Source organism: Synechococcus sp. CBW1107, assembly GCF_015841355.1.
Lineage (GTDB): Bacteria > Cyanobacteriota > Cyanobacteriia > PCC-6307 > Cyanobiaceae > Regnicoccus_A.
Window position 1 is genome coordinate 509,081 of record NZ_CP064908.1, and the last position, 17,279, is coordinate 526,359.

Below are 17,279 nucleotides of genomic sequence, written 5' to 3' on the forward strand. Positions count from 1 at the left end.
GCCTCAGGCGCCGCTGCCCTGGCGGATGGCCTTGATCGAAGCCTTCATGCGGGCGATGTTGGTGCCGATCTGCTCGGTGCCCAGGAGGGTGCCCGGCTCCTGCTCCCAGCTGGCGGAGAGCACGCCGTAGCTCAGGCCGAGCACGCCCAGCAGAAACAGCCCCCCGGAGCTGGCCAGGGTGACCACGGGCGGCACGTCGAGGATGCCGCGGCTCACCAGCAGGTAGCTGCCGATGAACACGCCCATGCCCAGCACGGACGGGACACCGGTGGCCACACCGATGCGGCGGGCCATGCGGTTGGCCACGGCCGGTGGAATCACCTGGGAACCCCTGGGCTGAGCCTGGGCACCGACCTTGGCTTTCGCGCCGGCCTTGGCTTTCGTACCGGCCTTGGCTGTGGCGCCGGCCCTGGGCTGACGCTCCGGCTCGAACGGCAGAGGCTTGCGCTTGGCCGCCATGGCTGAGCTCAGCCCCGGATGCCGAGTTTGGCGATCAGCTGGCTGTAGCGCTCTTCGCTTTCGGCGCGCAGGTAACCGAGCAGGCGCTTGCGGCGGCCGATCATCTTCAGCAGCCCCTGGCGGGAGGAGAAGTCGTGCTTGTTCTTCTGCAGGTGGCCGGTGAGCTGGGTCACCCGCTCGCTCAGCATCGCCACCTGAACCTCGACCGAACCGGTGTCGGTGCCGTGGGTCTGGTGGGAGTTGATCAGTTCCTGCTTCTTGGTGGTATCGAGCGGCATGCCGGCGTCGGGCCCTGACGGTGCAAACAATCAACCTAACGCCTCGGGGTTCTGAACCCCAAGCGATTCGCTCAGGCGGCCTCGCGGGCGAGCCAGCGCAGGCAGGCGCTCAGCCAGGCCTCGGCGTCGTGGGCCGGATCGAGGCCCTCCCGGCCGAGGGCCCGCAGGGCACGGCTGATCTCCAGGGGCTCGTAGCCCAGGGCCGTGAGGGTCAGCTGCAGTTCCTCGCGAGTGGAGGCTGCCGGCCCCGGATCACCGCCTGAGCCGCCGGTCGCCCCATCGAGCAGGTCGTCATCGCCAGCGGCGGCGGCCGCCCCGAAGCTCTCCGCCAGCTTGCCGCGCAGCTCCACCGCCAGCCGCTCGGCCGTGCGTTTGCCCACCCCGGGCGCCCGGCAGAGACGGCGCAGGTCGGCCTGAACGATGGCCTGCACCAGCTCCTCGCAGGGCATGGTGCCCAGCAGAGCCAGGGCCATCTGGGGTCCGACGCCGCTCACGGCCACCAGCAGACGGAACAGATCGCGCTCGTGGCGGGCCCCGAAACCGAAGAGCGTCCAGCCGTCGTCACGAACCGACTGGTGCGTGTAGAGGCTGAGCGGGCTGCCCGCCGGTGGCAGCAGCTCCCAGTGGCGGCGGGTGATCTGCACCTCGTAGCCCACGCCGGCGCAGGCCAGCAGGAGCCCGCAGCGGTTGCCCTGCTGCCACGGCTCTGCCACATGGCCTTGCAGCCAGCCGATCATGGAGATCACTACCGATCCGACCCATGCTGCCCGGTCCGCCAACCCCCGCCAGCCGGTCTGTGGCCATTCCCTCCCCGTGGAGCCGCTGGAGGCGGTCGCTGCTGAATGCCGTGCTGGTGGTCCTGCTCGGGGTGGGGCTGCTGGGTCTCGGGGGCTGCCAGGCGGCGGGCCAACCGCCCCGGGCCGTGCTGCTGCAGGCCCTGGGGCTGCAGATCGAGCTCACCCAGCAGGCCATCGCCGACGCCCTGAAACTGGACGCCGGCGTGGGGCGACCCCAGGTGAGCCGGGTGCGCGTCGATCACCAGGAGGCCATTCCGATCGGGCTGGGCAAGGGCCTGCACCTCACCGGCCGGTTCGACTGGCGCCTGGCGGACGATCCCTACCGGGTGGACAGCCCCTTCGAGCTGTATCTGCTGCGGGGGGAGAGGGGGGAGAGCTGGCGGCTGGCCCGTCCGGTCGGGATGGCCGCCAACAGCCTCAGCCAGGACTGGCTGGTGGATCCCCTGCCGCTCGAAGGCGACCGGCCAGCCTGATCAGAGCCAGCCTTCCCACAACAAAGATGCCGGTAATCAATCCGCAGATGCCATAGAGTTAGTTCACGCGAATCACCAGGAAGTTCAATGGCCGACAAGTCAGATCTTCATTCTGAACGCCATTCAGATCAGCCTTCAGATCGCCACAAAGGCCGTTCCACACAGCGCCATTCCAGTAACGATGACATCTACGCCTCCGGTGATCTCGCGGCCGGCATGCCGAAGCGCACGTTTCCGACCAAGGAGAACGATCCCAGGTCTGTCTATGCCGCCATTCACGATGAGTTGATGCTCGATGGCAACTCACGCCAGAACCTGGCCACCTTCTGCCAGACGTGGCTGGAGCCGGAAGTTCATCGCTTGATGAATGAGTGCATCGACAAGAACATGGAGGACAAGGACGAATATCCACAGACTGCCGAAATCGAAGCCCGCTGCGCCCGCATGCTGGCCGATCTCTGGAATGCCCCGTCGATCGATGGCGCCATCGGCTGCACCACCGTGGGATCGAGCGAAGCGGCCATGCTCGGCGGCATGGCGATGAAACGCCGCTGGGAAGCCAGCCGGCGTCAGCAGGGGAAACCGGTCGGGAAGCCGAATCTCGTCACCGGGCCCGTGCAGATCTGCTGGCACAAATTCACCCGCTACTGGGACATCGAGCACCGGGAGATCCCAATGGACCCCGGCCGCTTGCTGATGACACCCGAGCAGGTGCTGGAGCGGTGCGATGAGAACACCATCGGGGTGGTGCCCACCCTGGGGGTGACGTTCACGGGCCAGTACGAACCCGTGCAGGAGGTGGCCGCCGCCCTCGATGCCTTCGAGCGGGACACCGGCCTCGACATCCCCATCCATGTGGATGGCGCCAGCGGTGGTTTTCTCGCCCCCTTCTGCCACCCCGATCTGCTCTGGGATTTCCGTCTGCCCAGGGTGAAATCGATCAATGCCTCAGGCCACAAGTTCGGTCTGGCGCCGCTGGGGGCCGGCTGGGTGCTGTGGCGGGACGAGAAGGATCTTCCCGAGGAGATGGTGTTCTGGGTGAATTATCTCGGCGGGAACATGCGTGACATCACCCTGAACTTCTCCAAGCCCGGCGGCCAGGTGGTCTGCCAATACTACAACTTCATCCGACTGGGCAAGGAAGGCTACCGAAAGGTGCACAACGCCTGCTATGCCACCGCCCAGCATCTGGCGGCGGAACTCGTGACACTCGGCCCGTTCGAGATCATCTACGGCGGTGATCCGCACACGGGCATCCCGTGCGTCTGCTGGCGGATCAGGGACGGGGACGATCCCGGCTTCAACCTCTTCGACCTGGCGGACCGGCTGCGGGTGCGGGGCTGGCAGGTGCCGGCCTACACCCTGCCGGCCCACTGCGGCGATCAGGCCGTGCAGCGGATCCTGGTGCGGCATGGCGTCAGCCGTGACCTCGCCGACCTGCTGCTGGAGGACATCAGGGGTGCCATCGACCATCTCCGGCTCCATCCCGTGAGCACCTCGCTGACCAGCCAGGAAGCGACGGGATTCCATCACTGAAGCGCTCAGCTTCAGCTCAGGGGTCTGAGGCCGCCGGGGCTGGCCTGGCCCGCAGGCTCAACAGGGTGGCCAGCAGCACCAGCAGCGCCGAGAGCCCAGCTCGGGCCGGCACGGCCTCGCCGAACCACCACACGCCCCACAGCGCCGAGAACGGCACCTGCACGTAGCTGATGGCCGTGGCCCGGGCGGCCGCCATGCCCATCAATCCGTAGGTGAGGGCGATCTGCCCCAGCTGGGTGAAGACCCCCACCCCCAGCAGCCAGCCGAACTCGGCGACCGTGGGGGCCACCGGCCACAGCAGCACCAGGGGCAGGCTGAGCGGCAGGGCCATCAGCGGGAAATAGAAGACCACCACCAGGGGATGCTCGCTGCTGCGCAGGGCGCGCACGCTCACGTAGGCGAGGGCCGAGAGCAGGGCACCGGCCAGGGCGAACAGCAGCGGCAGGGCCGGCAGACCGGCGCCAGCCGCCGCACCGACCCCGCCCGGGGCGGCCAGCACCACCACCCCCAGAAAGCCCAGGAGCACGGCTCCCCAGACCCGCCAGCCCGGCTTCTCGGCCAGCAGCGGCCAGGCCAGCAGGGCCGTGAAGGTGGGGTGGAGGTACTGCAGCACCGTGGCCACCGCCAGCGGCAGACCGATCAGGGCCAGATAGACGCAGTAGAGCCCGGCGGTGCCGAGGATGCCCCGCCCCACCAGCAACCGCCGCCGCTGACCCCAGGGGTGGAGACCGGCCCGCCGCAGCATCCACCAGCTGATCAGCACGCTCACCACCGCCCGCGCCAGCACCACCTCCGCCACCGGCAGGCGCCCCCCCAGGGCCTTGACGCACACCCCCATCAGGCTGAAGGCCAGGGCGCTGGCGACCATCCACAGACCCGCCCGCCAGGCCGGGGGCTCGCCATGGGCGCGCTCGCCCCACTTCTGGTGTGGTGCGGCAGAATGGAGGCCAGAGCGACCCCAGCGGTAGCGCCATCCCTTGAGCCAGTCCCAGCCCCACGCCCGCCTCCACCCCCGCACGATCGAAGCGGTGAAGGAGCGCGCGGACATCGTCGATGTGGTGGGCGAGCACGTGGTGCTCAAGAAGAAGGGGCGGGAGTTCGTGGGGATCTGCCCCTTCCACGACGACAAATCGCCGTCGATGACGGTGTCGCCCGCCAAGCAGTTCTACTACTGCTTCTCCTGCGGGGCCGGCGGCAACGCCATCAAGTTCCTGATGGAGCTGCAGCGCACCAGCTTCAGCGAGGTGGTGCTGGATCTGGCGCGCAAGTACCAGCTGCCGGTGGAAACGGTGGATGGGCCGCAGCAGGAGCGGCTGCGCAGGCAGCTCTCCCGCCGTGAGGCCCTGCTGCGCGCCCTGAGCCTGGCCTCGGGCTGGTTCCGCAGTCAGCTGCGCAGCCCCGAAGGCGCCGGCGCCCTGACCTACCTCACCGGGGAGCGGGGTCTGAGCGAGGGCACGATCGACGCCTTCGACCTGGGCTACGCCCCCGAGAGCTGGGATGCGCTGCTCAGGCACCTCGGCCAGGTGGAGAACCTGCCGCCGGAGCTGCTGGAGGCGGCCGGGCTGGTGGTGCCGCGCAAGGGCGGCGACGGGTTCTACGACCGCTTCCGCCACCGGGTGATGGTGCCGATCCGCGACCGCCAGGGTCGGGTGATCGGCTTCGGCGGCCGCAGCCTTGATGGCGGTGAGCCGAAATACCTCAACTCCCCGGAAACGGAGGTGTTCGAGAAGGGCAAGCACCTGTTCGGCCTGGATCGTGCCAGCAACGCCATCCGCAAGGACGACCAGGCGGTGGTGGTGGAGGGTTACTTCGATGTGATCGCCCTCCACGCCGCCGGCATCACCAATGCGGTGGCGTCGCTGGGCACGGCGCTCAGCAGCCAGCAGATCACCCAGCTTTGCCGCTGCTGCGACAGCCGCCGCCTGGTGCTCAATTTCGACACCGATGGCGCCGGTGTGCGCGCCGCCCAGCGGGCGATCGGGGCGGTGGAGCAGCAGGCGCTGCAGGGGCAGCTGGAGCTGCGGGTGCTGCACCTGCCCGCCGGCAAGGACCCTGATGAATTCCTCAGGCAGCATGGCGCCGGCGAGTACCGCGCCCTGCTGGAGCGGGCACCCCTCTGGCTCGACTGGCAGATCGAGCAGGTTCTGGAGGACAAGGATCTGGCCCGCTCCGATCAGTTCCAGCAGGCGGTGGCTTCCCTGGTTGCCCTGCTGGGCAAGCTGCCCCAGAGCGCCGTGCGCAGCCATTACCTGCAGCAGGTGGCCGAGCGGCTCAGCGGCGGCCAGGCCCGGCTGGCCCAGAAGCTGGAAGAGGACCTGCGCCAGCAGGTGAAGGGTGAGCGCTGGCATGGCCGGGCCAGCCGCTGGGAGCAACCCGGGGAGATCGGCCTGCGCGAGCGCGCCGAAGCGGAGCTGCTGCGCCTCTACCTGCATGCGGGCCGTCACCGCGGCGCGATCCGCCGAGAGCTGCGCCAGCGGGAGCTGGAGGATTTCGCCATCGCCCACCACCGTCTGCTCTGGGCCAGCATCAGCGAACTGGAGGAAGACAACCTCGGCGTGGGCCGGCTGGAGGCGATCAACCGGGGCAGTGATCCGGGCGACGATCTGGCCGATCTGGATCTGCCGCGTCTCCTGAGCGACCGGCTGCTGGTGGAGGAAAGCGAGCTGCTGAATCGGCTCACCCCCCTGCTGGAGCCGAACGAACTGCAGCGCATGGCCCTGGCCGAACCCCTGCTGCAGCTGCGCGGCACCACGGCGGTGCTGGAGCGCCAGCGCAGCCTCAAGCGCTGCCGCCACCTGCTCGATGCCTGGGGATCCCAGCGGCTGGAAACGCTGGAGCGCTGCATCGCCCGCCTGCTGGAGGAGAGCGAGGCGGAAGCCAGCGCCGCCGCCGCCCTGAGCATGGAAAGCCGGATCGATTCGATGTTCAGCGAACTGAACGGCGATGCCCTGCGCTTCCAGGAGCTGTACTACAACGAACGTCGGCACATCCATCACCTCGACCAGCAGCGCTGCGCTGATCCCCTGGCGGCGGCACGGCTGGCCAGCTGAGCCGCACCCGCCTTCGCCCAGTAACCCCATGGCCCCAGGCAAACCGCGCGTCCGCATCAGCCCGGCGGAGGCCTTGGGCTTCGCCGGGCTGATGGCACTGGCGGGCCCCCTGGGGACCGCTTCCGCGCAGCCGAGCGGTCCGGCCCCCCGGATCCGGCAGACGGTGGCTCCGATCGCCACGCCGAACCGCCTCCTGGAGGACGCCCTGCGACAGGACCTGTTCCCCGTAGCGGTGGTGGACGACCAGGGCCATGGTCCCGACCCGGGCACGGCGGAATGGCGGCAGGCCGAGATCCATCAGCGCCGCAACGCCTGCCGGGCGGCTGGCCCCTTGCGTTACGCCTACAACCGCATCGACCTGAACGGAGACCGGCAGGACGAGCTGGTGGCCAGCGTGATCGGCCCCTACACCTGCGGCACAGGCGGTTGTAACGCCTATGTGTTCAAGAACGGTCCCAAGGAGAAGGGTCTGCGCCTGGTGTCAAGGATGTCGCTGTTCAAGCCGCCCCTTGTGGTGAGCGACCAGCGCCACAACGGCTGGAGAGACCTGATCAGCCGGGTGAGGATCGATGCGGGCCACGGCTACTACGCCCGTCTGCCCTTCAACGGCCGCGGCTATCCGAGCAACCCTTCAGCGCCCCCCGCCGAGCCCCTGCGTCAAGCGGTTCGGGGCGTGGTCCTGCTCGACACCGACGACGACGCCAACCCCACCCATCCCCTGCCCTGCGACAGGCCCGCCATCGCCGCGCCGCCCCGCAGCCTCTGATCCAGGCAAGGCCTGGCTGCCCCCTGCTCAGAACTGGGTGGAACGCACCGGCTTGAGTTGCCACATCGCCTCGCCGGGCACCAGCTTGTACGTCACCTGGCGGGTGCCACCGGTGGGCCTGGCATTGCTGTCGCCGCTCCTGTAGACGGGGAAGCGCCGCACCAGGCTGGTCTCCACCACGGCGAACTGGTCGTGGCCCATGTAACCCCTGGCATCGTTGGAGCTCATGTCCTGCAGATGGATCGGCAGCAGGCCCCCGGCCCTGGTGGTGGTCCAGGCCTTCACGGAGCCGTAACTGCCGCTGCCGGCGCTCTGCACATAGACGAACAGATCAGGCAGCCCGTCGCTGTTGAGGTCCTCCACTTCGGCACCGACCACACGGCCCTCGACGGTCTCCTGGATGGACGGGAAGGCCTTGTCGCCGCGGCGGGCCTTCACCGTGAGCTGCTGGGTCGAGCCCTCACCGCTGGCTGTCACCGCGAAGCTGACTCCCTGGAGGCTGAGGTTGCTGCGGAACGGAGCCGCGAGCGCCGAAGCTCCGGCCAGAAGCAGAGCCGATCCGAGGGCCCATGACCCGAGACGCCCGATCCGATCGTGGTGAAGTGCCATGGCAGATGGTCCTGTTGCCCTGGCCATCATCGTCAGCGGCGGGTTCTCACAGTGACGGCCTTGCGCCACTGCGGAAGCCGATGCCCCTGCACCTCCGCCCCCCTCAGGCCCAGCAGGGAAAACGCCGGCAGGTCCCGACGCGATGCTGGGCGGCATGTTCTCTGGAACAGAACACTCCCACGCTCCTGTGGGAACCCTCGGTGGTGAACGGTGACCCTCCTCGCTGAACTCCTGGTCGGGCAACCGGGGCACTGTCTGATCGTGGCCCTGGTGCTGCTGGCGGGCTGGTCCCTGCTGTGGGCCTCCCTGGCCTGGGGGTTGTACGCCGCCTGGGAGGCGCTGGTGCAGCTGCGCACGCCGGAGGCCAACATCCGGGTGGATCTGCTGTTGATCTGGCCGTTGCTGGCCGCGCTGACGCTGGTCGGATTGATCAGCTGCACCATCGGGGCAAGACGCTGAGCTGGGTGCCACTCGGCGTGGCCTGGTCCTGAAAGATGTGTTATGAATGCTCTCTGGATTGCCCAGCGAGGCGGTTCGATCCGACCTTCAATGTCCACATCACCCATGGTTTGCAGCCTTCGTCACCACTCCGCAGCCCTTGGCGCGGGTCTTCTGCTGTCGGGCCTGTCCGCCCCCTTCGCGCCGGCAGCCATGGCCGAAGTCCTGGTCCGGGCCCAGGGCCGTTGCAAACTGATGAGCGGTGGGTACGAAGCCTTCAACGGACACTGCCTCTTCAAGCACAAGAAGGCTGGAAGCGTCGATGCCTATGTCGTGAAGCTCGACGACGGCACGGAGTTCAGCTTCTCGGGCCCCAACGTGCAGGCGCTGAGTGTGCAGACCTACGACGGCATTCGCAGCGTCAGTCACAGCATCCAACCGGACCATGAGGTCTTCAGCTGGAATGACGGCGAACCCCGAAAGCTCTCCGTTCGGCTCGACCGCGTCGAGAACCCCGACGTCCGTTTCGAGGATTCCGCCCAGAAGGCTGATTCCAGCACGCTCCTGGGTGCCGCGGTGGGTGCTCTGATCGGCGGGCTGATCTCCGGTAAGCCCATCACCACGACCGAGCCAGCCCGGGAGGGCGCTCCGGTCTCCGATCTGCAATCCCTGGTGGGCGCCAAAGGGGGCCAGGCCGAAGGAACCCTGACGTCCAAGGGCTACACCTACCGCGGCGGCACCAAGCTGGCCGACAGTTCCTTCAGCTACTGGCAGCAGCCCAGCACAAAAAACTGCGTGGCGATTCGCACCACCAACGGACGCTATCAGTCCATCACCTACACAACAAAGAGCGACTGCAACTGACCAGCGGCTGGATCAGCGGCTGAGATGTCCCCCCTGTGGCCCTAAGCCACAGGGGGATTGCTGGTGGCCTGACGTCGAGGCCAGCGGAGGTCAGGCGCGCTTGAGCAGGCGCAGGATCACTAGAAGGATCACGGCGCCAAGGGTGGCCACCACGATGCTGCCCAGCACGCCACCTCCGAAGGCTCCACCCAGACCGCCGAAGAACAGGCCACCGATCAGGGCTCCGATGATGCCGGCGACCAGATCACCGATCAGGCCGAAGCCACTTCTTTTGACCAGGACACCCGCCAGCCAGCCGGCGATCACGCCGACCAGCAGAAACCAGAGAACGTTCATAGGCACTCGCCGTTGGTCCTGACGATCAGTCACACCGTAGATGTGGGGCCAAGAGCTGCAATCAGCGGACCTGATCGCCTTAGAAACTCATTGTCAATCCTGACCCTTGATCACACCCATCGATCAGGCTGCACCAGGGAGCGTGAACATAGACCTGTGCCTGCCGCTGGTCAAAATCCCTCCAGCACGATCTTGCCGTGCACCTCACCCGAAGCGATCCGGGCATGGGCCTGCTCGAGGTTCGCGGCATTGATCGGCCGGAGAATCCCGGTGACGGTGGTGCGCAGCCGGCCGGCATCGATCTCATCGGCCACCTGATTGAGCAGGTGATGCTGTTCGATCATGTCTGGCGTCTGATGCAGCGCCCGGGCGAACATGTATTCCCAGTGCAGGCTGGCGGCCTTCGTTTTCATCTCGGCCATCGGCATCGGCTGATCTGTGGCCTCGATGCAGACGATGCCGCCCTGGGGACGGATCAGCTCCACGGCCTCAGGCCAGTGACCCATGTCGCTGAAGATGGCGATGTGATCCACAAAGCGAGGCCCGAGGGCACGCACCTGCTCCACCAACGGGCGGTGGTGATTGACCACATGCTGGGCACCGAGCTCCTGCACCCAGGCGATCGAGCTGGCCCGGGAAGCCGTGGCGATCACCGTGAGCCCGGCGCGGCTGGCGAGCTGAATGGCGATCGAGCCGACACCGCCGGCGGCACCGATCAGCAGGATCGTCTGACCCCTGGCGCTGCCATCACGGGGGATCCGCAGCCGGTGGAACAGGGATTCGAACGCGGTGATCGTGGTGAGCGGCAACGCCGCCGCTTCGGCGAAGGACAACGATCGAGGCTTGCGGCCCGCCAGTCGCTCATCCACCAGCTGGAACTCGGCATTGCTGCCAGGCCGTGTGATCTCCCCGGCGTAGAACACCGCATCCCCCACCCGGAACAGACTCACCTCGGCGCCCACCGCCCGCACCACCCCGCTGGCATCCCAGCCGAGCACCCGTGGGGCCGGTGAATCGGCGCCGGTGGCGTCGCGGACCTTGAGGTCCACCGGATTCACGGCGACGGCGGCCACCGCCACCAGCAGATCGTGGCTGCTGGGAGTGGGTATGGGCAGTTCACGGTCCTGAAGGCGGCGCGGATCGGACTCGTGCAGGGAGGCGCCGACGGTGACAGCCTTCATGGACATGGGAGAAAAGATCAGGGAGCAGGGCGGAAGCCAGGCTCGGCGCTCAGGAGATAAAAGTCGAGCTCAGATGTTGTGAAGGTGAAGGCCAGCTTGCCTGCCTTATCTCTACCACCAATGGCAAACATCATCCCACCCACCTTCCAGGCATAGGCACCTCTCCAGTGGTTGAGGCAGGAGGTGTCTTCACGAGGAGCACAGAATTCATTGAATTCTTATTCGCCCATGGAAGCATCGACTGCCGCTCAAGACGAGCGGCGAGAAGTGACTCTCATCATCCACCATAAGCTTCTGAGCCCGTCCGCTGGATCCTGAAGCTCGGCCCATGACCACCAAGGCAGTACAGGCACCCTAGTGCATGGCAAGCTTACCTAATTCACTGTCAAGCATGCTCACCATCTTATGAGCAGCGCCGGTCACTGCTTGCTCAGTTGTAAGCGCAAGTTCACTCACAGCTGTCGGTTCACGCCCAGCAAGCCGAGCTTCAAGTAGGCATCGCTTGTCAACCATGCCTGCTTTTGAGGTGCTGTCCTCGTCGCTGAGATGCACTTCCAGCCTGGTGATATGATCAGCGAAGCGTGCAAGAATACGATGAAGAGTGTCCTCAACATTCTGAGCCAGAGCTTCGTGCCCAGAGATATTCTTGTCTGTGTTGACCTGGATCTGCATGACGACTGCCTCGAGCGATAGTGAGCGTCGTGGGCTCAACTCACTACTAGCCAGATCCACACAAGATGCCAGTCATGACTTCACATCCCGTATAAGGCGCTCATTCCCTGGGACACTGCCTGCAGCCTGCGGTGGGTTGGGTTGACCGCCATTCGACAGCTTCGGACCCTGACATCAATGGTCTCAGTCGAGAGGAACAGGGTTGAACAAGTTGCAGATTTCACAAGAGTTACGCTTCATCGAACTGAGCGCCATTGACTATGCACCATTGCGAACCAATATCTCCTGAAGAAGCGGACCAGTCAGCTGACCTCAGTTTCCCAACGACTATTGTAATCTCAGATCAGCAATTACCCGGGATTCCGATAACCCGCCGGTCCGGAAGCGGGAGGGCGGTGCATCGGATCTGCTGATGGCGCGGGTTCGAGCACCGTGATCGGCGTCCCCTTCACCCCCGCGTAAACCACCACGATCTCGGCCGGTTCCGTGCCGTTGTTGCTGCCGTAGTGGGGCTGATTCACCATTTCGATCAGCCCGTCTCCCGCCTTCAGCTGCAACCTGGGGCCCGCCTCGCTGATCACCAGCAGCTGCCCGCGGATCAGCATGCCGGCGTTGATCACCGCGTGCATGTGCATCGGCAGCTCCATCCCAGGGGGAATCGTGATGTGCAGAACGGTGACTTCAGGCTCCCCACGGGGATAGGCGGGCAGCCGTGTGCCGTTCCAGGCCTTGCCTGATCGGACCAGTGTCTGCACCTTGATTCCGGGCAGTTCCCCACCAGCCTGCACCTTCGGGGCTGACAGCAGCAGACAGCCGCCGAGCAACATCATGGCCAGCCGGCGCTGCCAGATCTGGAGCCTCAGCAGGGGCCCTATCGCAGGACGGACGGGCATGGGAGGCACGAGATCAACGGCACGTCTGGGGGATTCGGCGCGGGAGTGTCTGGCCTCCATTGAATGATCGCAACCAGGCACAACCATCGGGGGACCGCGGTTATTCGTAGCCCGGCTCAGGCCGGGGTCACCCCCAGATAGGCAAAGGCAGCGTCCAGGGCAACCTCCTGACTGCTGTCCGACTCAAAGCCCCAGATCGTCACCAGGGCGGCGATGTCGGTTGGGGAGTAGGTGGTGTCGTAACCGCCGTTGCTGTTGGGGTTGTAGGACATCACGGCATCCGAAGTGTCATACAGAGAACTTGAAGGCCGCTCGTTCGGGTGCCTGAGGCCAAGCGTATGACCAACTTCGTGAACAAAGGTATTGGCATCGTACTGATTATCGCCGGTTTCCTTGACAAAAATCTCCCAGTCGTCGCCAGTCTGATGGGCCAGACCAACAACTCCAGGCAGGAGAACGGGAACATCTTCGACATAATAGATCGAGATGTAAGCCTCGTCCGGGTTATCAACAAAGACAAAGTCTGCATCGATGATCGGATCGATACCAGTGAAGACTGCCTGGCCGTAGCTTTCCTCGGTGCTGGTGAGCCCGACACTGTCGACCCTGCCACGATCCGAGGTGATCACGCCTGAATCAGTTTCGAAATAGATTTCCAGGGTTTCATCAGCACCCAGGATGGATTCATTGTAGGCCGTGAATCCCGGGCTGATCACCACCTCCGGCTCAGGAAAGAGATTGAAATCGGAGGCCTCGATTCTGAATCCCGGCGTGGAGATCGCTGCACTCGGCAGAAACGCGCTGCAGGCTTCCCAGGCCTGCCCAGTCAGTGAATCGACGATGGGCGCAGCGAAGGACTCCTCCATGAAGGAAAACTTCATCGACTCACGGGCAAAAACTGTTCAAGAGACTACCCGTGGCCCCACTTTGTTGCTGTGCCACAACAACATCCCCGTCGAACCGTTGCATTTCTTTGCCCTGGGCCGATCCATTCGCCAGGGACGCTGGTCCCTCTGGTCTGCACGCAGTGGACCGTCACTCGCAACCTCATGCTGGAGGAAGCCGCATCCTGGCTGTGGCCGCCGTCAGCATCATTCACTCAAGCCACTGGAATCATCGGATCGTTCTGAACGCACCGACGCCGATCGTGCCCCGTTGAACGCGTGTGGTCTGGATGCCTGAGGAGAAGGCCGCTACGCCGGAGCCTGAGCGCCTAAAGCCCATGGGCGTCGAGGTTGCGATGAGATTCAGGTCTGATCTGAGAAGCCCCTGTTCACACCTGAACGCAACACTCACAACACCAACCAAGCTCAAGAGCAGCAAGCATTCGAGACTCTCTCGGTACTCATCTGCCAATGATTCGCCCAAGCAGCCGACAAGTGCTGCAGTACAGCTATTGAACACTTCTCCAAACAGACCTTGCGCCCGTTAACGAAGCACAAGCGCCCGATCAGTCCCCCCCACAAGCGCACGTGTACTGACGCCCTTCGACAGATTCCTGGAGTTGCTGAGGAGCAGCCCGCATGATCAAGTGGCTGTGAGGTCGATGCAGATCTCCCTTCAGCGTACGTTCAGCCAGTCACTTGACTTGCAGTGCGAGGGCCCGATCGCGTGATGTGCGGTGGTGAGCAGCAACACAATGTTGAGCAGACCGAAGGTGCCAGCAGCAGCGTACCGAAATGATCAAAACCAGCCCGATTGACGTTCGGCACCCGACGATCCATGGGTCAGTAGCGCTCGGCAAGCACAACATTCACAATGCCCAGCGGCACATTGACCAGGAAAATGGTCCGCCAGCCGAGTCCGGCGATGAGCAGACCGCCGATCGAGGGACCAAGCGTGGTGCCGATCGCGGACATCGTTCCAAGCAACCCCATCGCGCTGCTGATCCTTGCTTTCGGCACCGTCTCACTGACGAGAGCAACGGTGAGAGCCATCATGATCGCGGCTCCGAGGCCCTGCAGGGCACGGGCGGCAATCAGCACCCGAGCGTGGGCGCGAGGCCACACAGAAGCGACGCAATCGTGAACAGGCTGATTCCAGCCAGTAACAGTCGTCGACGTCCAATGATGTCTCCGAGCAGTCCGACGCTGACGATCAGGGTGGTGATAGCGAGAAGATACGCCAGGACGATCCACTGGACGGACTGGAAAGAGGAGGAGAACGCCTGGGCCAGCGTCGGCCGGCCGGCATTGGCGATGCTCGTATCCAGCGAGGGCATAACATGGAGAGGGAGAGGCTGGCCGGCGCCCAGCGAACCGACGAAGTGCGTTCCGACGGTTCTGCAATGATTGGCTTCAAGGTTGCCTCATTATTTTGGTCTGTCTTGAAATCTCTCGACCTGGAACAGCCTTTCCTGACTGAGGGAGATGCACGTTATGTGCAGGCTGAATCAGCCCTCAGCCACAAGCCTGACCTGATTGAAATTCAGTGGCAGGCTGCACAATCTTCTGCCACGAAGGAGCTTGCTAGAACCCAGTATTCATCACAGTCAGGGGCAGAAGATTCTCCTATAAATAAATGTTTTCACGGGGATTCAGGCGCAATGCTGTGGCCGTGACCAGTGGTGCAGTCAATTGATCGGGCATGTGGACGAGCTGAACACAAGAGACGCGGCTGGACTGACAAAGCCGGGAGGGACGGTCTTCTGCTCGCGCGCGAATGTTGCGATGCAGTTGTCTCCAAAGGTCACGGTGCGTCGGCTGAGATCGATGGTGTTGAGAGAAGCCATGACCTTCGGATGTTGCTTGACGAACGCAACGATGACGTCGAGATCCTTCGCGTTTTGGTCTTGCGGTGGAAGAGCGGCAGATGCAGGCGAGGCAAGTGCTGCTCCGAGCAGCAGCCAGAGGACATGGTTCATGGACAGAGGACCTGCAGATTCATGGTGTTCGCGAGATGGTGATCACGAGGCCTGCCCCGCGCCGGAGTGGCAGGCAGTACGTCCAAGGTATAAGGATTCAGTGACTGAGAATTTCGGCTGAATGGCATCAGTCGAGCCGTCATCGACATGAAATCCAGTCGCAGACCCGCTGGAGCTGAGAAGCCTGAGGGACCCGGCAAACCAGCGCTTCTGGCGATCTTCGGGCCTCCGTTCATCCCCATCAGAATGGTCCCCATCACCCCCTGACGAGGCCATGCATGAACAAACCGATCGTGGCGGCCAACTCACCCATTGCCGTCGATCTGAAGAAGGGCAAAACCTACCTGTTCTGCACCTGTGGACGGTCGAAGGATCAACCGTTCTGCGACGGCTCCCACAAGGGCAGCGGGATGTCACCCCTGCCGTTCACGGCCGACGATGAGGGAGAAGCCTGGCTCTGCCGCTGCAAGCAGACGGCACAGGCACCCTATTGCGACGGCAGCCATGCCCAGGTTTCCGATGATCAGGTGGGGCAAAGCTTGTCGCTGAAGAGTTCAGCCGAGCGGGACCGGATGCCTGAACCCCATCCCACCCGGGAGGAACCCACGCTCAGCCTCATCCATGACCTTGCCGAGCATGGGCTCGAGCACGTGGGACCCCAGGGGCCGATCGCGGCAATGGGCGTTCCCCGCAGCGAGCTGCCCAACTGGGATCACCTCCAGATCCTGGTGGCCCAGCTGGCCAGGCAGCCTCTGCAGGACGACGTGCCGGTCGCCACGGAGCTGGTGCTGGGTCCGCAGGCCGCCAAGCCCCTGCACCTGCGGATTCCGCTGTTCGTGTCCGACATGAGTTTCGGCGCCCTCTCCGAGGAGGCGAAGGTGTCCCTGGCGCGAGGAGCCGAACAGGCTGGAACCGGGATCTGTTCCGGGGAGGGGGGCATGCTTCCCGAGGAGAAGGCGGCCAGCAGCCGCTATCTCTATGAGCTGGCCCCGGGTCGATTCGGCTACCGGGAGGAGTTGCTCACCCAGGTCCAGGCGTTCCACTTCAAGTGCGGACAGGCGGCGAAGACCGGAGCCGGAGGCCACCTGCCCGGCATCAAGACCACCGCCCGCATCGCTGAGCTGCGTGGCGTCCCGGTGGGCGAGGCGGTGATCTCTCCGCCAGCGTTCACGGATCTGACGACGGTGGATGATTTTCGGCGTTTCGCCGACGGGGTGCGCGAGGTCAGCGGGGGAATTCCCGTGGGCTTCAAGATGAGTGCCCAGCACATCGAAGCCGATCTGGATTTCGCCCTTGATGCCGGGGCCGACTACATCATTCTCGATGGACGCGGCGGCGGCACGGGGGCGGCCCCCCTGCTGTTCCGTGATCACATCTCGGTACCGACGATCCCGGCCCTGGCTCGGGCACGCCGCCATCTGGATCGCCGTGGGGCCAGCGGCCGCGTGACCCTGATCATCACGGGCGGACTACGGACCCACGCGGACTTCATCAAGGCCATGGCCCTGGGTGCCGATGGGATCGCCCTGGCGAATGCCGCGATCCAGGCGATCGGCTGCGTCGGGGCCCGAATCTGCCACACAAACAACTGCCCGGCCGGCATCGCCACCCAGGATGAAACCCTGCGGCGGCGACTGAACATCGACCATGCCGCCGATCGTCTGGCCCGCTTTCTCGAGGCCAGCGTGCAGCTGATGCAGGTCATGGCCCGGGCCTGCGGTCACGCGGATCTCCACAGCTTCCACAGAGACGATCTGACCAGCTGGCATCAGGACATGGCGACGCTGGCCGGCATCGCCTGGAGCGGGGCGGAAGGCCAGTGAGCCCGCTCAGCGTGAGTGCCGGCGCGCCTTCACGTCTGTGCTTCGAGATCGCCCGGCTGCCAGGTCTGGTTGAACCAGGGCTCCAGAGGGCCATAGAGCCGCAGGATGACGTTGTACCCCCTGCCCGGCATCGTCTGCACCCAGTTGGCCTCCCTGCCGGCCGGCGCCTTCGGTCCGAACCAGATGGTCGTCGGACACATGATTGAGCGCGTTTCAACAGCCTACTGAAAATGAGGTGATT

General features: G+C 64.9%; 22 protein-coding genes. 8 read left to right on the plus strand and 14 right to left on the minus strand.

The annotated features are described in order from the left end of the window. Window positions 1–3: 3 nt before the first annotated feature. From I1E95_RS02665 to ruvA, 3 genes are all read right to left on the minus strand, one after another. Entirely contained in the window at window positions 4–459 is a 456-nt protein-coding gene (locus I1E95_RS02665; RefSeq protein ID WP_197165234.1) for a PAM68 family protein, read from the minus strand. 8 nt (window positions 460–467) lie between these two features. Then, complete coding sequence (gene rpsO / locus I1E95_RS02670) at window positions 468–737, minus strand: 30S ribosomal protein S15 (protein WP_006170432.1); 270 nt, start codon at window positions 735–737, stop codon at window positions 468–470. A 71-nt stretch (window positions 738–808) separates the two neighbouring features. Continuing rightward, complete coding sequence (gene ruvA / locus I1E95_RS02675; RefSeq protein ID WP_197165236.1) at window positions 809–1,474, minus strand: Holliday junction branch migration protein RuvA; 666 nt, start codon at window positions 1,472–1,474, stop codon at window positions 809–811. Between the two features lie 23 nt (window positions 1,475–1,497). Here ruvA and I1E95_RS02680 point away from each other — a divergent pair, with 23 nt between their 5' ends. After that, window positions 1,498–2,007, plus strand: coding sequence for a hypothetical protein (locus I1E95_RS02680; protein ID WP_197165238.1), 510 nt, complete (start codon window positions 1,498–1,500; stop codon window positions 2,005–2,007). A gap of 87 nt (window positions 2,008–2,094) precedes the next feature. Next, window positions 2,095–3,543: a glutamate decarboxylase gene (locus I1E95_RS02685; protein ID WP_370594570.1), complete on the plus strand. Its 1,449-nt coding sequence runs from the start codon at window positions 2,095–2,097 to the stop codon at window positions 3,541–3,543. Between the two features lie 16 nt (window positions 3,544–3,559). Here I1E95_RS02685 and I1E95_RS02690 read toward each other — a convergent pair whose 3' ends face one another. Beyond that, window positions 3,560–4,411: a DMT family transporter gene (locus I1E95_RS02690; protein WP_197165240.1), complete on the minus strand. Its 852-nt coding sequence runs from the start codon at window positions 4,409–4,411 to the stop codon at window positions 3,560–3,562. Between the two features lie 109 nt (window positions 4,412–4,520). On the opposite strand from I1E95_RS02690, the gene dnaG reads away from it, so the two are divergent. Then, window positions 4,521–6,593, plus strand: coding sequence for a DNA primase (dnaG, locus tag I1E95_RS02695; protein WP_197165242.1), 2,073 nt, complete (start codon window positions 4,521–4,523; stop codon window positions 6,591–6,593). Window positions 6,594–6,621: 28 nt separating this feature from the next. After that, window positions 6,622–7,359: a hypothetical protein gene (locus tag I1E95_RS02700; protein ID WP_197165244.1), complete on the plus strand. Its 738-nt coding sequence runs from the start codon at window positions 6,622–6,624 to the stop codon at window positions 7,357–7,359. A gap of 27 nt (window positions 7,360–7,386) precedes the next feature. Here the strand turns inward: I1E95_RS02700 and I1E95_RS02705 are convergent, their stop codons facing one another. Continuing rightward, on the minus strand, window positions 7,387–7,968 hold the full coding sequence (locus I1E95_RS02705; RefSeq protein ID WP_197165246.1) for a PliI family lysozyme inhibitor of I-type lysozyme: 582 nt from the start codon (window positions 7,966–7,968) through the stop codon (window positions 7,387–7,389). Window positions 7,969–8,178: 210 nt separating this feature from the next. On the opposite strand from I1E95_RS02705, the gene I1E95_RS02710 reads away from it, so the two are divergent. Next, window positions 8,179–8,427: a hypothetical protein gene (locus I1E95_RS02710; RefSeq protein ID WP_197165248.1), complete on the plus strand. Its 249-nt coding sequence runs from the start codon at window positions 8,179–8,181 to the stop codon at window positions 8,425–8,427. A gap of 105 nt (window positions 8,428–8,532) precedes the next feature. Beyond that, window positions 8,533–9,270, plus strand: coding sequence for a hypothetical protein (locus I1E95_RS02715; protein WP_197165250.1), 738 nt, complete (start codon window positions 8,533–8,535; stop codon window positions 9,268–9,270). A gap of 90 nt (window positions 9,271–9,360) precedes the next feature. On the opposite strand, the gene I1E95_RS02720 is transcribed toward I1E95_RS02715, so the two are convergent. From I1E95_RS02720 to I1E95_RS17115, 7 genes are all read right to left on the minus strand, one after another. Then, window positions 9,361–9,606 (minus strand): GlsB/YeaQ/YmgE family stress response membrane protein, encoded by a 246-nt coding sequence (locus tag I1E95_RS02720; RefSeq protein ID WP_197165251.1) that lies wholly within the window; start codon window positions 9,604–9,606, stop codon window positions 9,361–9,363. A 170-nt stretch (window positions 9,607–9,776) separates the two neighbouring features. Further along, window positions 9,777–10,793 carry a zinc-binding alcohol dehydrogenase family protein gene (locus I1E95_RS02725; protein ID WP_231594815.1) on the minus strand — a complete coding sequence of 339 codons (1,017 nt, stop codon included), beginning with the start codon at window positions 10,791–10,793 and terminating at the stop codon, window positions 9,777–9,779. 348 nt (window positions 10,794–11,141) lie between these two features. After that, complete coding sequence (locus I1E95_RS02730) at window positions 11,142–11,459, minus strand: HPF/RaiA family ribosome-associated protein (RefSeq protein ID WP_231594816.1); 318 nt, start codon at window positions 11,457–11,459, stop codon at window positions 11,142–11,144. Window positions 11,460–11,809: 350 nt separating this feature from the next. Then, window positions 11,810–12,352 carry a cupin domain-containing protein gene (locus I1E95_RS02735; RefSeq protein ID WP_197165255.1) on the minus strand — a complete coding sequence of 181 codons (543 nt, stop codon included), beginning with the start codon at window positions 12,350–12,352 and terminating at the stop codon, window positions 11,810–11,812. Window positions 12,353–12,468: 116 nt separating this feature from the next. Then, on the minus strand, window positions 12,469–13,233 hold the full coding sequence (locus I1E95_RS02740; RefSeq protein ID WP_197165257.1) for a hypothetical protein: 765 nt from the start codon (window positions 13,231–13,233) through the stop codon (window positions 12,469–12,471). Window positions 13,234–14,079: 846 nt separating this feature from the next. Continuing rightward, window positions 14,080–14,337, minus strand: a complete 258-nt coding sequence (locus I1E95_RS17110; RefSeq protein ID WP_197165265.1) for an MFS transporter — start codon at window positions 14,335–14,337, stop codon at window positions 14,080–14,082. Then, complete coding sequence (locus I1E95_RS17115) at window positions 14,331–14,573, minus strand: MFS transporter (protein ID WP_197165267.1); 243 nt, start codon at window positions 14,571–14,573, stop codon at window positions 14,331–14,333. The genes I1E95_RS17110 and I1E95_RS17115 overlap by 7 nt, the downstream gene beginning before the upstream one ends. A gap of 3 nt (window positions 14,574–14,576) precedes the next feature. On the opposite strand from I1E95_RS17115, the gene I1E95_RS02755 reads away from it, so the two are divergent. Then, the gene (locus I1E95_RS02755) at window positions 14,577–14,912 is read left to right on the plus strand and encodes a hypothetical protein (RefSeq protein ID WP_197165269.1); all 336 of its coding nucleotides are present in this window, start codon (window positions 14,577–14,579) and stop codon (window positions 14,910–14,912) included. A 12-nt stretch (window positions 14,913–14,924) separates the two neighbouring features. Here I1E95_RS02755 and I1E95_RS02760 read toward each other — a convergent pair whose 3' ends face one another. After that, window positions 14,925–15,215, minus strand: a complete 291-nt coding sequence (locus I1E95_RS02760) for a hypothetical protein (RefSeq protein ID WP_197165271.1) — start codon at window positions 15,213–15,215, stop codon at window positions 14,925–14,927. 278 nt (window positions 15,216–15,493) lie between these two features. Here I1E95_RS02760 and I1E95_RS02765 point away from each other — a divergent pair, with 278 nt between their 5' ends. Next, window positions 15,494–17,038, plus strand: a complete 1,545-nt coding sequence (locus I1E95_RS02765) for a glutamate synthase-related protein (protein WP_197165280.1) — start codon at window positions 15,494–15,496, stop codon at window positions 17,036–17,038. Between the two features lie 29 nt (window positions 17,039–17,067). On the opposite strand, the gene I1E95_RS02770 is transcribed toward I1E95_RS02765, so the two are convergent. After that, window positions 17,068–17,238, minus strand: a complete 171-nt coding sequence (locus tag I1E95_RS02770; protein ID WP_197165282.1) for a DUF1214 domain-containing protein — start codon at window positions 17,236–17,238, stop codon at window positions 17,068–17,070. Window positions 17,239–17,279: the final 41 nt, after the last annotated feature.

Coding starts and splice junctions, on each gene's coding strand:
- I1E95_RS02665 (WP_197165234.1), bottom strand. CDS start 459: ATGGCGGCCAAGCGCAAGCCTCTGCCGTTCGAGCCGGAGCGTCAGCCC.
- rpsO (WP_006170432.1), bottom strand. CDS start 737: ATGCCGCTCGATACCACCAAGAAGCAGGAACTGATCAACTCCCACCAG.
- ruvA (WP_197165236.1), bottom strand. CDS start 1,474: ATGATCGGCTGGCTGCAAGGCCATGTGGCAGAGCCGTGGCAGCAGGGC.
- I1E95_RS02680 (WP_197165238.1), top strand. CDS start 1,498: ATGCTGCCCGGTCCGCCAACCCCCGCCAGCCGGTCTGTGGCCATTCCC.
- I1E95_RS02685 (WP_370594570.1), top strand. CDS start 2,095: ATGGCCGACAAGTCAGATCTTCATTCTGAACGCCATTCAGATCAGCCT.
- I1E95_RS02690 (WP_197165240.1), bottom strand. CDS start 4,411: ATGGTCGCCAGCGCCCTGGCCTTCAGCCTGATGGGGGTGTGCGTCAAG.
- I1E95_RS02700 (WP_197165244.1), top strand. CDS start 6,622: ATGGCCCCAGGCAAACCGCGCGTCCGCATCAGCCCGGCGGAGGCCTTG.
- I1E95_RS02705 (WP_197165246.1), bottom strand. CDS start 7,968: ATGGCACTTCACCACGATCGGATCGGGCGTCTCGGGTCATGGGCCCTC.
- I1E95_RS02715 (WP_197165250.1), top strand. CDS start 8,533: ATGGTTTGCAGCCTTCGTCACCACTCCGCAGCCCTTGGCGCGGGTCTT.
- I1E95_RS02720 (WP_197165251.1), bottom strand. CDS start 9,606: ATGAACGTTCTCTGGTTTCTGCTGGTCGGCGTGATCGCCGGCTGGCTG.
- I1E95_RS02725 (WP_231594815.1), bottom strand. CDS start 10,793: ATGTCCATGAAGGCTGTCACCGTCGGCGCCTCCCTGCACGAGTCCGAT.
- I1E95_RS02730 (WP_231594816.1), bottom strand. CDS start 11,459: ATGCAGATCCAGGTCAACACAGACAAGAATATCTCTGGGCACGAAGCT.
- I1E95_RS02735 (WP_197165255.1), bottom strand. CDS start 12,352: ATGCCCGTCCGTCCTGCGATAGGGCCCCTGCTGAGGCTCCAGATCTGG.
- I1E95_RS02740 (WP_197165257.1), bottom strand. CDS start 13,233: ATGAAGTTTTCCTTCATGGAGGAGTCCTTCGCTGCGCCCATCGTCGAT.
- I1E95_RS17115 (WP_197165267.1), bottom strand. CDS start 14,573: ATGCCCTCGCTGGATACGAGCATCGCCAATGCCGGCCGGCCGACGCTG.
- I1E95_RS02755 (WP_197165269.1), top strand. CDS start 14,577: ATGGAGAGGGAGAGGCTGGCCGGCGCCCAGCGAACCGACGAAGTGCGT.
- I1E95_RS02760 (WP_197165271.1), bottom strand. CDS start 15,215: ATGAACCATGTCCTCTGGCTGCTGCTCGGAGCAGCACTTGCCTCGCCT.
- I1E95_RS02765 (WP_197165280.1), top strand. CDS start 15,494: ATGAACAAACCGATCGTGGCGGCCAACTCACCCATTGCCGTCGATCTG.
- I1E95_RS02770 (WP_197165282.1), bottom strand. CDS start 17,238: ATGTGTCCGACGACCATCTGGTTCGGACCGAAGGCGCCGGCCGGCAGG.